The sequence below is a fragment of the Sphaerisporangium cinnabarinum genome (assembly GCF_055567015.1).
The window spans coordinates 108,838-121,914 of sequence record NZ_JBVHRG010000006.1 but is presented as its reverse complement, the minus strand read 5'-3'; the positions used below and the strand labels follow the sequence as shown (position 1 = coordinate 121,914).

General features: G+C 74.2%; 9 protein-coding genes and 1 pseudogene. 7 read left to right on the top strand and 3 right to left on the bottom strand.

The features are described from left to right. Window positions 1-162: 162 nt before the first annotated feature. The gene (locus ACZ4MO_RS10555; protein ID WP_175007708.1) at window positions 163-1,911 is read right to left on the bottom strand and encodes an FAD-dependent oxidoreductase; all 1,749 of its coding nucleotides are present in this window, start codon (window positions 1,909-1,911) and stop codon (window positions 163-165) included. Between the two features lie 230 nt (window positions 1,912-2,141). On the opposite strand from ACZ4MO_RS10555, the gene ACZ4MO_RS10550 reads away from it, so the two are divergent. Both ACZ4MO_RS10550 and ACZ4MO_RS10545 read left to right on the top strand, forming a co-directional pair. Beyond that, on the top strand, window positions 2,142-3,092 hold the full coding sequence (locus ACZ4MO_RS10550; protein ID WP_499278821.1) for a sugar-binding transcriptional regulator: 951 nt from the start codon (window positions 2,142-2,144) through the stop codon (window positions 3,090-3,092). A gap of 71 nt (window positions 3,093-3,163) precedes the next feature. Then, window positions 3,164-3,754: an amino-acid N-acetyltransferase gene (locus ACZ4MO_RS10545; RefSeq protein ID WP_175007710.1), complete on the top strand. Its 591-nt coding sequence runs from the start codon at window positions 3,164-3,166 to the stop codon at window positions 3,752-3,754. Here ACZ4MO_RS10545 and ACZ4MO_RS10540 read toward each other — a convergent pair. Beyond that, complete coding sequence (locus ACZ4MO_RS10540) at window positions 3,747-4,778, bottom strand: LacI family DNA-binding transcriptional regulator (protein ID WP_175007711.1); 1,032 nt, start codon at window positions 4,776-4,778, stop codon at window positions 3,747-3,749. The two genes, ACZ4MO_RS10545 and ACZ4MO_RS10540, sit on opposite strands and share 8 nt — an antisense overlap. Before the next feature lie 325 nt (window positions 4,779-5,103). On the opposite strand from ACZ4MO_RS10540, the gene ACZ4MO_RS10535 reads away from it, so the two are divergent. The 4 genes from ACZ4MO_RS10535 to ACZ4MO_RS10520 all read left to right on the top strand — a co-directional run bounded on the left by ACZ4MO_RS10535 (window position 5,104) and on the right by ACZ4MO_RS10520 (window position 10,558). Beyond that, window positions 5,104-6,417 (top strand): ABC transporter substrate-binding protein, encoded by a 1,314-nt coding sequence (locus tag ACZ4MO_RS10535; protein WP_175007712.1) that lies wholly within the window; start codon window positions 5,104-5,106, stop codon window positions 6,415-6,417. A 151-nt stretch (window positions 6,418-6,568) separates the two neighbouring features. After that, complete coding sequence (locus tag ACZ4MO_RS10530; RefSeq protein ID WP_175007713.1) at window positions 6,569-7,579, top strand: ABC transporter permease subunit; 1,011 nt, start codon at window positions 6,569-6,571, stop codon at window positions 7,577-7,579. Window position 7,580: 1 nt separating this feature from the next. Further along, window positions 7,581-8,471: an ABC transporter permease subunit gene (locus ACZ4MO_RS10525; RefSeq protein WP_175007714.1), complete on the top strand. Its 891-nt coding sequence runs from the start codon at window positions 7,581-7,583 to the stop codon at window positions 8,469-8,471. A gap of 113 nt (window positions 8,472-8,584) precedes the next feature. Continuing rightward, the gene (locus ACZ4MO_RS10520) at window positions 8,585-10,558 is read left to right on the top strand and encodes a beta-L-arabinofuranosidase domain-containing protein (protein WP_175007715.1); all 1,974 of its coding nucleotides are present in this window, start codon (window positions 8,585-8,587) and stop codon (window positions 10,556-10,558) included. A 17-nt stretch (window positions 10,559-10,575) separates the two neighbouring features. On the opposite strand, the pseudogene ACZ4MO_RS10515 reads toward ACZ4MO_RS10520, so the two are convergent. Further along, window positions 10,576-11,438, bottom strand: a pseudogene (locus ACZ4MO_RS10515) (HhH-GPD family protein); the annotation flags it as partial. A gap of 239 nt (window positions 11,439-11,677) precedes the next feature. Here ACZ4MO_RS10515 and ACZ4MO_RS10510 point away from each other — a divergent pair. Further along, window positions 11,678-12,499 carry a hypothetical protein gene (locus tag ACZ4MO_RS10510; protein ID WP_175007717.1) on the top strand — a complete coding sequence of 274 codons (822 nt, stop codon included), beginning with the start codon at window positions 11,678-11,680 and terminating at the stop codon, window positions 12,497-12,499. Window positions 12,500-13,077: the final 578 nt, after the last annotated feature.

Below are 13,077 nucleotides of genomic sequence, written 5' to 3'. Positions count from 1 at the left end.
CGTGGTGGACTTCTCTGTCTCAACCGTCCCGGCGCACCTGAGCGCCGGGTCCTCGGGTCGGTCCGCCGTCGGCGTGGCGCCCCGTGGGGTCGGTGTGCGGGGCCCCGGGGGCCGACCCGACGGTCGGCAGCCCCGGGGCTCGCTCGCGACGATGTGCAGCTGTCAGGTCGTGCGGAGCGGCTGGAGGGGGGACACGTCGGGCGCCTCCAGCCGGGTGCGCTCGGCGGACGCGTCGTCGGGCTCCTGCTCGGCGGCGGCCTCGGCCTCCGCGCGGGCGGTGTAGCTCGCGATCTCGGCGTCGCGCGTCGCGTCGTCCCACCCGAGGATCTCGGCGGCGACGGCCGCGATCTCGGGCAGCGCGGCGAGGCCCCGGTCGGGCACCTCGTAGTTGAGCCGCGTCCGGTGCAGCAGCAGGTCCTCGAGGTGCAGCGCCCCCTCGTGGGAGACGCCGTACGCGATCTCCGCGCGCAGGTAGGCCGGCGCGTGCTCGAGCGGGCGGGCGAGGTCCGGCTGCGCCTCGCACAGCTCGACGAGCTCGCGCAGGTTCGACCCGTACCGGTGCAGGAGGTGGTCGACCATGGCCGGGGTCCAGCCGTACCGGGACGCCCAGGGCCGTGCCTGGCGGCGCACGGCGTCGAGGCCGACGGCGCCGAGCAGCGGGATCTTGTGCGTGATCGACGGCAGGGCGCTCGCGCGCTGGCCGATCGCGAAGTCCACCGCGTCCTTCGCCATGACGCGGTAGGTGGTGAGCTTGCCGCCGGCGATGACCGTGAGGCCCGGGGTCGGGGAGGCGACCGTGTGCTCGCGCGAGACCTTCGCGGAGCTGGTGCCCTCCTTGGTGCCCGGCTGGAGCAGCGGCCGCAGGCCCGCCCAGGTGCCGATGATGTCGTCGCGCGTGAGGGGGTGGGCGAGCACGGCGTTCGCGTGCTCGAGCACGTAGTCGATGTCGGCCGCGGTCGCGACGGGGTGCTGGAGCTCCTGCTCCCACGGGGTGTCGGTCGTGCCGATGACCCAGTAGCGGGACCACGGGATGACGAACAGGACCGACTTCTCGGTCTGCAGGATCAGCCCGACCTGGCCCTTGATGCGCTCGCGCGGCACGACGATGTGGATGCCCTTGGACGCGAGGACCCGCAGCCCGCCCTCGCTGCCCGCGAGCGCCTCGGTGTCCTCGGTCCAGACGCCGGTCGCGTTGATGACGGCGCGTGCCCGGACGGTGATCTCGCGGCCCGTCTCGAGGTCCTGGAGCACGGCGCCGTTCACGGCGCCGGTCGAGCCCTTGGTGAGCGAGACGACCTGTGTGCGGGAGGCCGCGTGCGCGCCGTACGACGCGGCGGTGCGCACGAGCGTCGAGACGAGGCGGGAATCGTCGACCGACGCGTCCCAGTACTGGACGGCGCCGACGGCCGCGTCGTGCGCGAGGTCGGGGAACTTCTTCTCCATGCGGCTGCGCGACAGGTGCCGGTGCAGCGGCATCGCGCGGCGTCCGGGGGCGACGCTCGCGAGCGTGTCGTACAGCGCGATGCCCGCGCCGACGTAGGCACGCTCCCACACGCGGTGCTCGAGGGGGTACAGGAAGGGAACGGGACGCACGAGGTGCGGCGCGATCTCCTTGAGCAGGAGGTCGCGCTCCGTGAGCGCCTCCTTGACCAGGTGGAAGTCGAGCATCTGCAGGTACCGCAGGCCGCCGTGCACGAGCTTGCTCGACCGGCTCGACGTCCCTGCCGACCAGTCCTGCGCCTCGACGATCGCGGTGGAGAGCCCGCGCGTGACCGCGTCGAGCGCGATCCCGGCGCCGGTGACGCCGCCGCCGATCACGAGGACGTCGAGCTCGGCGTCCGCGCTGGTGCTGGCCTCGAGCGCGGCGAGCGCCTGCCGCCGGGAGTCCGCGGTGAGTCTCGTGGATGCCATCCGTCTTCCTCTCTCGTCCCTCGGTGCTGCGGCACGCCGCGGGACGATCGCGCCCACGGTGCGCTCACAGCGACGGTCCCACGCCCGACCAGGGTGCGCGAGCGGGAACCGCCGTGCGCGCACCGGGGTCTCCGGCGCGGAGGCACACGGTCCAGACCACCACGCCCCGAACGCCCGCGCAACCGTCGTGCACGAACGTGCAGAATGGGGGTGACGGGAAGGAGATCGTGATGGTCGATCGGGAGCAGGACGTCCTGCGCGCGGCGTCGATGTACTACCTCCAGGACATGAAGATGGAGGCGATCGCCAAGCACCTGCACACGTCGCGGTCCACCGTGTCGCGGCTGGTGAAGCGGGCGCGCGACACGGGCCTGGTGGAGATCTCGCTGCGGCCCGCGCGCAGCCGCGGACCGGGGCTCGGGCAGCACCTCGCGAGCACGTGGGGGATCGACGCCTACGTGGTCCCCGTGCCGGACCAGGCGCCGCAGGTCGAGCGGCTCGAGCAGGTCGCGCTGACGACCGCGCGCCTGCTGTCGACGTGGTTCGACTCCGACATGATCCTCGGGATCGCGTGGGGCACGACGCTCTCCGCCGTGTCCCGGCACCTGCCCCGCAAGCCGACCCGGGGGAGCGCCGTCGTGCAGCTCAACGGGGCGGCGAACACGCGCACCTCGGGGGTGCACTACGCGGGCGACCTCATCGCGGGCTTCGGCAGCGCCTTCGACGCCCACGTGCACCATTTCCCAGTGCCCGCGTTCTTCGACTACGCGGAGACGAAGCGCGCGATGTGGCGCGAGCGGTCCGTGCGGCGCGTGCTCGACGTGCAGCACCGCGCGGACATCGCGCTGTTCTCGGTCGGGGCCGTCGCGGGCGGCGTGCCGTCGCACGTGTACTCCGCGGGGTACCTCGACCCCGACGACGTCGCCGTCCTCGACGCCGAGGGCGTCGTCGGCGACGTCTGCACCGTGTTCCTCCGGGCGGACGGGACCTACCGCGACATCGCGCTCAACGAGCGGGCGACGGGGCCGGCGCCCGAGGAGCTGCGGCGCGTTCCGCGGCGGGTGTGCGCCGTCGCGGGGGACAACAAGGTGGCACCGCTGCGCGCGGCGCTGCGCGCGGGGGTGGTGACCGACCTCGTCGTCGACGAGATCACCGCGGCCCACCTCGTCGGGGGCTCCTGAGGCCCGGAGCGCAGGTATGCGGCCCGGTGCATGACTATGCACCGAGTGGCTCCCGCGCGTACAGTGTCGCGGTGCCCACGACCTCCGCCGTCCGTGTCCGTCCCGCCCTGCCCGCGGACGTGCGGGCGGTGCGTGCGCTCGTGCAGCCCTACGCCGAGGACCGGATCCTCCTCGCCAAGGAGATGGTCGGCTACTACGAGGCGGTCCAGGAGTTCGTCGTCGCCGAGGTGCCGGACCCGGACGCGGCGGACGGCGAGGACGTGCGGCGCGTCGTCGGGTGCGGGGCGCTGCACGTCATGTGGGACGACCTCGCGGAGATCCGCACGCTCGCGGTGGACCCGGCCTGGCGCGGGCACCGCGTCGGGCACGTGCTCGTGGTCGAGCTCGTCGAGCGCGCCCGGGCGCTCGGCCTGCGGCGCGTGTTCTGCCTGACGTTCGAGGTCGACTTCTTCCGCGCGCACGGCTTCCGCACCATCGAGGGGACGCCCGTGTCCCCCGAGGTGTACGCAGAGCTCCTGCGCTCGCACGACGACGGCGTCGCGGAGTTCCTCGACCTCGCGCGCGTGAAGCCCAACACGCTGGGCAACACGCGCATGCTGCTCGACCTCGACGACGTCGACGACCGCGGCAGCGGCGCCACCGCGGACGCCGTGCTCAGCTGATCGGGACCGTCGACGCGCGGGTCACCACGCGGCAGGGGAGCTCCTCGACGCCCGGGCGCACCGTGCCGTCGATCGCGGCGAAGAGGCGCTGCGCCGCGACGCGCCCGAGCCGCTCGAGGTTCATGTCGACGCTCGTGAGCTGGGGGCGGGCGTTCGTCGTGAGCACCTCCCAGTTGTCGAACCCGATGACCGACACCTCGCCCGGCACGTCGCGGCCGAGCTCGCGCAGCGCGTCGAGCACGCCGCGAGCGATCTGGTCGGAGCCGCAGAAGAACGCGTCGACGTCGCCGTGCTGCTCGACGATCATGCGCGCCGCGCCGCGTCCCCAGCCCTCGCTCCACGAGCCGAAGAACGTCTGCCCGCCGACGAGCTCGAGCCCGGCGGCGGCCACCGCGGCCTCGGCGCCCGCCGCGCGGTCCTGCGCGGCCTTGTACCCGGGGTCGCCCGAGACGTGCGCGACCCGGCGGCGCCCGCACGAGAGCAGGTGCTCGACGGCGAGGCGGCCCGCACCCACGTTGTCCGCGGTGATCGACACATCGGAGAGGTCCTCCGACGGCGCGTAGGCGTAGACGACCGGGACGGGGACGTCGGCGCTGAGCGGGGGGCGCGGGTCGGTCCGCGACCCCACGACGATGAGGCCGTCCACGCGCCGGGAGAGCAGGGCGCGCACGTGGTGCTGCTCGCGGATGGCGTCGCCGCGCGCGTCGCAGAGGAAGACCGACACGCGGCCCGCCCCGAACGCGTCCTCGGCCCCCATGAGGACCGGGATCGAGAACCGGCCCTCGAGGTCGCTCGTGAGGAGGCCCACCGTGCCCGTGCGGCCCTTGAGCAGTCCGCGGGCGAGCGCGTTGGGCGCGAACGACAGGCGCTCGGCGGCCTCGAGGACGCGCAGGCGGGTCTCGGCCTTGACCTGGTCGCGGCCGTTGATCGCCTTGGACGCGGTCGCGATGGACACGCCGGCGAGGCGTGCGACGTCGGTGAGGGTCGCCGCGCGCGGCGAGGCGCTCCCGCTCTGGGTCGTCATGAGGCCGTTCCCCCTCCTGCCGGTGCGCTGCGCTGCGCCCTCGACGATCGAGCCGTGATCGAACTGTAACCCGCTGCCCTGCTTGACGAGGCTATCGCGCTGCCATACATTCAGAAAACCTTTTCGGTTAGTTTCGGCGCCAGGCGACGACGCGAGCATCCGGCTCACGGTCGACGTCAGGACATCGAACACTAGCCGCCTGAGGGGAGTGTCGGCCACGTGGAGCGCGCCGCAGCGCGACACCGTGACCGAAAACGTGTTCGCCCGAAGCGCGGGCACGGGGCGCAGGTGCAACGGCTCGAAGACGAGTACGAGGAGACACGAGATGACACACCACCGCGGGACCTCGTGGAAGAGGTCCGTGGCCACGACGACGCTCGCCGGCCTCGTCGCACTGGGGCTCGCCGCGTGCGGGTCCGCCTCCGGCGGCGACGACGCCGCGACGGGCGGCACGGGGGAGGGAGGCGTCGAGGGTGTCGACGACGGCAGCACGCTCACCCTGTGGACGCGCGCACCGCTCGAGAAGCAGGCGAAGCTCCTGGTGGACGCGTACAACGCGAGCCACGAGAACGAGGTCGAGCTCACCATCGTCCCCAACGACGACTACGTGGCGAAGGTCGGTGCCGCCGCGGGCAGCGGCGGTCTGCCGGACCTGTTCGCTGCCGACATCGTGTACGTGCCGAACTGGGTCGAGCAGGGCCTCTACCAGGACGTCACCGGGCGCATCGACCAGCTCGACTTCGCGGACAAGATCAACCCGGGCCACCTCGAGGCCGGCACCTACGAGGACCAGGAGTACATCCTCCCGTTCGTCCTCGACGTCTCCGTCCTCTTCTACAACAAGGACCTCTACGAGCAGGCGGGCCTCGACCCCGAGGCGCCGCCGACGTCGCTCGCCGAGTTCGCGGAGCAGGCCAAGGCCGTCGACGCGCTCGGCGGCGGGGTGGACGGCACGTTCTTCGGGGGCAACTGCGGCGGGTGCCTCGTCTTCACGTGGTTCCCGTCGATCTGGGCCGCGGACGAGGACGTCCTCGGCGACGCCGGCGCCGAGTCGCTCCTGGCGAGCGACACCGCGCAGGACGTGTACGCCGTCTACAAGGACCTCGTCGACTCCGACGCGGTCGGCGCGGGCACGCGCGACGAGACGGGCGCCACGTGGGTCGCCCCCTTCCAGGAGGGCAAGGTCGGCGTCATGCCGTACCCGGCGACGCTCCTGTCGACGGCCGACGAGACGGTGGACGTCGGCGTCGCGCCGATCCCCGGTCCCGACGGCGGCGGGTCGACCTTCGTGGGCGGCGACGGCATCGGCATCTCCAAGGACAGCGAGAAGTCGGACCAGGCGTGGAACTTCCTGTCCTGGATGATGTCCGAGGACGCCCAGGTGCAGGTGCTCGCCAAGAACGGCGACGTCGTGTCCCGCGCCGACCTGGTCGACAACGAGTTCTCGTCCGCCGACCCGCGCGTCATGACGATCAACGAGATCGCGAGCCAGGGCCGCACGCCCGTCGCGCGCAACTTCCAGCAGGCGTTCAACGCGCCGAACAGCCCGTGGCTCACGCTCGTGCGCAACGCCGTGTTCGGCGACGGCTCGAGCATCGAGCCGGACAACGAGGAGATCACGGCGGTCCTGTCGCAGTGAGGCCCCGGGAGGTTCCGGCGCCGCCGGCGACCTCCCGCGGGTCCACCGACCGACCACCGACCCGGTCGACCACGGTGCTCGCCGCCGCCCGCAGGCCGTGCGGCGGCGAGCCCGGTCCGGCTTCCCTCGCCCCCGTCCCAGGAGACCAGCCATGTCCGTGCAGTCCGCGCCCTCGACGCCGCCACCGCCCGTGCCGCACGGCCCGGCGGCCCGCGGGCCCGTCCCGAGCGACGACCGACCGCCCCGCGCCGGCGGGACCGAGGGCGCCGCGCGCCGTCGTCGACCCGGACGGTCGCAGTCCGCCCGCGGGTGGGCCTACGCCGCGCCGACGGCCGTGTTCGTCCTCGTCCTCTTCGTCCTGCCGGTGCTGCTCGTCGGCCAGATGTCGGCGTCCGACTGGCCGCTCCTGGCGGGCAACCGCGGCGTGAACTTCCCCGACAACTTCCGCGACGCCGTCGAGAACCGGTTCTTCTGGGACTCCGTCGTCTTCACCCTGAAGTACACGGTCATCGCCACCGTGCTCCTCATCGCGCTGGGGCTCGGGTTCGCGCTCCTGGTGCAGGAGTCGAGCCGGTGGAAGAGCTTCCTGCGCACGTCCATCCTCGTGCCGAGCGCGCTGGGCCTCGCGTCCGCGTCCCTCCTCTTCTACGCGCTGTACTCACCGCAGGTGGGGCCGATCTCGCCGCTGCTGGAGCGCCTGGGGATCGTCGACCAGCCCGTCTCGTTCCTCGGGTCGCCCGACGGCGCGCTCTGGTCGACGGTGTTCCTCATCGTCTGGCGCTTCGCCGGCTTCTACATGCTGCTGCTCATGGTGGGCCTCCAGGGCATCCCGCACGAGGTGTACGAGGCGGCGCGCATGGACGGCGCCAACCGGTGGCAGACGTTCGCGCGCGTGACCGTCCCGCTGCTGCGCCCGTCGCTCGCGCTCTGCACGATCCTCTGCGTCACGGGGTCGCTGCTCGCGTTCGACCAGTTCTACATCCTCACCAAGGGCGGGCCGGACAACAGCACCATCACCGTCGTCCAGCTCGTCTACAACATCGCCTTCCAGGGGCAGAACGACCTGGGCGTGGCCGCCGCGCTGTCGATCATCGTGCTCGCGGCCCTCGTGCTCATCAACGTCGCGCAGGTCCGTGGCATGCGCGCACCCGAGGAGAAGTGACATGGCCGTCACGGCAACCGCCCCCGTCCGCCCCGCGCCCGGTGCACGTCCCGCGCCGGCTCCTCGTGCCCGCATCGCGGGCATCCTCACGCGCACCCCGTACTGGGTGCTCACCGGGGGGCTCGCGATCGTCTTCCTCTTCCCGCTGGTGTGGGCCGGCGTGGCGTCGTTCTCGCCGCAGCCCGGCAGCAACCAGGTCGACGGCTGGGGCTTCGGCAACTACGTGACGCTCGCGGGCTACCAGGCCGGCATCGGCCAGTACCTGTGGAACTCCGTCGTCGTCTCCGGGCTCACGGTGCTCTTCACGCTCACCGTCTCGCTGCTCGGCGGGTTCGCGTTCGCACGGTTCCGGTTCCCCGGGCGCGACGTCCTGTTCCTCGTGACGCTCGCGATCCTCATGGTGCCGTACGCGACGCTCCTCATCCCGCTCTACGTGCTGCTCAACACGCTGCACCTGCAGAACTCGCTGCTCGGACTGGCGCTGGTCCTCACGATGTTCCAGCTCCCGTTCGCGACGTTCATGATGCGTATCTCGTTCGAGTCCGTCCCGCGCGAGCTCGACGAGGCGGCGATGGTCGACGGGTGCTCGTCCTTCGGGGCGCTGCGCCGCGTGCTCGTCCCCGCGGTCAAGCCCGGGCTCATCACCGTGGGCCTGTTCGCGTTCCTCGCCGCGTGGAACGACTTCGTGGCGCCGCTCATCCTCATCACCGACTCGACGAAGGCGCCGCTGCCGCTCGCGGTCGCCAACATGCGCCAGCAGGTCATGGGGATCGTCGACTACGGCGCGACCCAGGCGGGCGTCGTCGTGCTCGCGGCGCCGTGCATCGTCCTGTTCCTGCTGCTCCAGCGCCACTACGTGCGCGGCTTCATGTCCGGGGCGCTGAAGGGATGACGACGACGCACGTCCCCGACCTCGACCTCGCCCCGCGGCCTACCGATCCGACGCCGTCCGGCGTCGTCCCCGACGAACGACGAGGCGACCCCGTCGCCTCGGGAGGTGCTGCCATGACCACGACCCCGACCGTGCCCCGGACGACGGGGACCGGTGCCCGCCCGACCGACGGCGGACGCCCGGTCGTCCCCGCGACCGGGCGGCTGCAGCCGCTCGGGCTGGCGCAGGTGCGCATCACGGGCGGGTTCTGGGGCGAGCGCCAGGAGGTCAACCGGACCGCGACGCTCGCGCACATCGAGCACTGGCTCGAGGCCGAGGGCTGGCTCGGCAACTTCGACGCGGTCGTGCGCGGCGACGTCGCGACGACGCGGCGAGGCCGCGAGTTCAGCGACTCCGAGGTGTACAAGCTGCTCGAGGCGATGGCCTGGGAGCTCGGGCGCCGGCCCGACGACGCCCTCGAGCGCCGCTTCGCCGCGATCGTCGAGCGCGTCGCCGCGGCGCAGGCACCCGACGGGTACCTGTGCACGCGGTTCGGCCACCCGGGCCAGCCCGCCCGGTACACGGACCTCGAGTGGGGCCACGAGCTCTACGTGCAGGGCCACCTCCTGCAGGCGGCCGTCGCGCGCGTGCGCACCGGCCACCCCGACGACCTCCTCGTCGAGGTCGCGCGGCGCTCCGCCGACCACGTGTGCGAGACGTTCGGGCCCGACGGCATCCAGGGCGTGTGCGGGCACGCGGAGGTCGAGGTGGCGCTCGCGGAGCTCGGGCGCGCGCTCGACGAGCCGCGCTACGTGCGCCAGGCGGCGCTCTTCGTCGAGCGCCGTGGGCGCGGCACGCTCGCGGACATCGAGTGGGGCCGCTCGTACTACCAGGACGACGTCCCGGTGCGCGAGGCCACGGTGTTCCGGGGCCACGCGGTGCGCGCGAACTACCTCGCCGCGGGGGCCGTCGACGTGGCCGTGGAGACCGGGGACGACGAGCTCGTCGCCGCGGTCGCGCGGCAGTGGGAGCGCACGCAGGCCGCGCGCACCTACGTCACCGGCGGGCAGGGGTCGCACCACCAGGACGAGGCGTTCGGCGACGACTTCGTGCTGCCGCCGGACCGCGCCTACTCGGAGACGTGCGCGTCGATCGGGTCGGTCATGGTCGCGTGGCGCCTCCTGCTCGCGCAGGGCGACGCACGCTACGCCGACGTCGTGGAGCGCGCCCTGTTCAACGTCGTCGCGACGTCGCCCGCGCACGACGGCCGCGCCTTCTACTACGCGAACACGCTCCACCAGCGTGTCCCGGGCGAGCCGGCCGCGCCGGACCAGGTGAGCAAGCGTGCCGAGTCGTCGCTGCGCGCGCCGTGGTTCGAGGTGTCGTGCTGCCCGCCCAACGTCGCGCGCACGTTCGCGAGCCTCGCCGGGTACCTCGCCACCGTCGACGACGGCGGGGTGCAGCTCCACCAGTACGCGCCGAGCGAGGTCCGCGCCACGCTCCCGTCGGGAGAGCCGGTCGCGCTCGACGTCGAGACGGACTACCCGGCCACGGGCCGCGTCCGCGTGCGCGTCGTCGAGGCGCCGGAGCGGTGGGCGCTCACGCTCCGCGTCCCCGCGTGGTCGGGCTCGGGGCTGCTCGTGGTCGACGACGGCCCGGCCCGCCACGTGCCCGCGGGCACCGTCGCGGTGCCGGACCTGCGGTCGGGGAGCGTCGTCACGCTCGACCTCGACGTCGCGCCCCGGTTCCTCGTGCCCGACGACCGGATCGACGCCGTGCGCGGGTGCGTGGCCGTGCAGCGGGGCCCCGAGGTCCTGTGCGTGGAGTCGGTGGACCTGCCCGGTGGCCGCGACGTCGCGGACCTGCGCGTCGACGTCGCCGTCGCGCCGCGCGAGGAGGACGGGCACGTCGTCGTCCGCGGGCTGCTCGTCGACCCGGCGCCCGGCCCGTGGCCGTACGCGCCCCTGCACGGCGGTGCCCCGGGCCGGACCGGGTCCGTGCGCGCCGGGGTCGCCCCGGCGGAGCCCGTCGACGTGCGGCTCGTGCCGTACCACGACTGGGCGGGCCGGGGCCCGTCGACGATGCGCGTGTGGCTCCCGACCGTCTGACGCCGGGTCAGGCGGGGAGCCGGTAGAGCACCCCGCCCGGCCCGTCGACCTGCTCGACGAGCCCGTCCTCGACGAGGCTCGCGACGCACCGGTCGAGCTGCGCGGCGTCGTGCCACACCTCGGCCACGACGCCGCGCGGCACCGGACCCGGCGCGTCGCGCAGCGCGGCCATGACCCGGCCCCGCGCCTGCCGGTCGGTGCCCGCCCAGGCCTGCGTGCGGCGTCGGGCCGCGTGCTCGTCGCCCGGGCGCCCGGCCAGGCGCCACGCGCACGCGTCGCGGACGGGGCAGACGCCGCAGCGGGGCGCGCGCGCCGTGCAGACGAGCGCACCGAGCTCCATCGACGCGGCCGCCCACAGCACCGCGTCGTCGTCGTCGGTCGGCGCGACCGCGGCGGCGGTCGCGCGCTCCGCGGCCGTGTACGACGGCGCCGGCAGCGCCACGCCCCCGACCGCCCGCGCCAGGACGCGGCGCACGTTCGTGTCGACGACGACCGCGCGGCGCCCGTGCGCGAACGCGGTGACCGCCGCGGCGGTGTACTCGCCGACCCCCGGCAGGGCGCGCAGCGCCTCCTCGCCGCGGGGCACCTCGCCCTCGTGCCGCTCGACGATCGCCCGGGCGCACTCCTGCAGGCGCAGCGCGCGCCGCGGGTAGCCCAGCCGGCCCCACGCGCGCAGCACGTCGGCGGTCGGTGCGGCGGCGAGGTCGGCCGGCTCGGGCCAGCGCTCCATCCACGCCCGCCAGGCCGGCTCGACCCGCACGACCGGCGTCTGCTGCAGCATGACCTCGCTCACCAGCACGCCCCACGCGGTGCGGTCCGCGGCCCGCCACGGCAGGTCGCGGGCCGCCTCGCCGAACCAGCGCCCGACGGCGTCGCGCAGCCCCGCGTGCGGGTCCCCGGGCACGGTCGAGAGCGCGGTCGAGCGCGCCGTGCGGACGGGGTCGTCGGCGCGCGCCGGGCGGGGGGTGGGGGCTGCCACGGGTGGTGGGTCCTCGGGAGGGTCGGGGTCGGCCGCACTCATTGTGCCCCGACCTGGGTCGCCGTCGGCGCGGCACCGGCCCCGCGGGGTGGCCTCGCGGCTAGCGTGGTCCCGACCAGCACGAGCACGACGGAGGACCCGTGAGCACGCCGCGGACCGACCGCACCCCGAGGCCGAGCACCCGCCCGAGCGCCGGGCCGGGCGCGCCCACGCGCGCCGCCCTGGTACGGCGTCGGCTCGTCGCGCTCCTCCTCCTCGTGGCGCTCGTCGTCGGCCTCGTGCTGCTCGGCCAGGTGGCCGTCCGCGCCGTCGGGCCGCTGCTGAGCGGCGACGCGAGCGCCGAGGAGGGCAAGTCCCCGCCCCCCACGCCCGAGGCCGCAGGCCCGCCCCGCGACTGCACGGCGGCGTCGCTCGAGCTCGCCGTGACCACCAACGCCGCCGAGTACGAGCCCGGTCGCGCCGTGCAGCTCGACGTGACCGTCCGGCAGTCCGGCGGGCGGCCGTGCCTCGTCGACGGGTCGGACGCGGGCCGTCAGGTGCTCGTCTACTCGGGCGACGAGCTCGTGTGGTCGTCGGCCCACTGCGGGTCGACCGAGCGCCTGCTCCTCATGAGCACGGGCGACGAGGACCCGTCGCGGCTCGTGCGGTGGGACCGCCACCGGTCGGTCGAGGGCTGCGCGCCCGACCAGCCCGAGGTCGACCCCGGCACGTACACGGCGGTGGTGAGCATCGCCGGGGTCGACGGCGCGACGAGCGAGCCCGTGACCTTCACCCTGCTCGCACCGCCCGCCCCCACGCCGGACCCGGCCGAGACCACTGCACCGGGCGACGGCACCGCACCCGCTGAGTCCACCGCCCCGGCGGACGGGACCGCCCCTCCCACCGAGGAGACGGCTCCCGCGGACGGGACGGCTCCCGCGGAGGGCGCCGCGCCGCCGGACGCGACGACCGACGGGGCGTAGCGCCGAGCCTGCTCCGGGGGCGACCTCGCACCCTCCGGCCCGCTGCCGGCCGGGCCTTCCCGGCTCCTCCCTGCGCCCGTCATCGCCCGTACCCTTCCTCGCCGGCCCGTCGACCCACCCGCGGCGCTCCGCCCGCGAGGGGGGCGGGGCGGCCGCACCCGACCCGGTCACTCGACGAAACAGATGGCATGACGTTTTCGGAGTCTGCTCCTGTCGATGGCTCTGCGGGTCGATGAGATCGCGTCGCAGAGGTCGATATCGCAGCGAGCAGAAGGAGTATCTGCCAGCCGGGCCTCCGCGCGCCCGGTCCGTGGCGCCGCGAACTCGATACCGAAAACCATTGCGGTCGACGCTCCTGGCTGGTTGACTGGCTCGCGACTGGCGACCTCATCGCGGAGGGAGCGGGGGCCACGAGCCCCGGGTCCGGGACTTCCGCGGCGCGGCGCGAGCCGGCACGACGATCGTGTCCACGCGTCCCGCAGCGGGGCGGGCGGACGAGGCAGTCCACCCGCGCGACGCGTGGCGCCGTCGTCGTCCCGGACCTGTTCCGGTTCCCGATGGAGAGGACTTGGTGATGT

Coding starts and splice junctions, on each gene's coding strand:
- ACZ4MO_RS10535 (WP_175007712.1), top strand. CDS start 5,104: ATGACACACCACCGCGGGACCTCGTGGAAGAGGTCCGTGGCCACGACG.
- ACZ4MO_RS10555 (WP_175007708.1), bottom strand. CDS start 1,911: ATGGCATCCACGAGACTCACCGCGGACTCCCGGCGGCAGGCGCTCGCC.
- ACZ4MO_RS10520 (WP_175007715.1), top strand. CDS start 8,585: ATGACCACGACCCCGACCGTGCCCCGGACGACGGGGACCGGTGCCCGC.
- ACZ4MO_RS10525 (WP_175007714.1), top strand. CDS start 7,581: ATGGCCGTCACGGCAACCGCCCCCGTCCGCCCCGCGCCCGGTGCACGT.
- ACZ4MO_RS10540 (WP_175007711.1), bottom strand. CDS start 4,778: ATGACGACCCAGAGCGGGAGCGCCTCGCCGCGCGCGGCGACCCTCACC.
- ACZ4MO_RS10530 (WP_175007713.1), top strand. CDS start 6,569: ATGTCCGTGCAGTCCGCGCCCTCGACGCCGCCACCGCCCGTGCCGCAC.
- ACZ4MO_RS10550 (WP_499278821.1), top strand. CDS start 2,142: ATGGTCGATCGGGAGCAGGACGTCCTGCGCGCGGCGTCGATGTACTAC.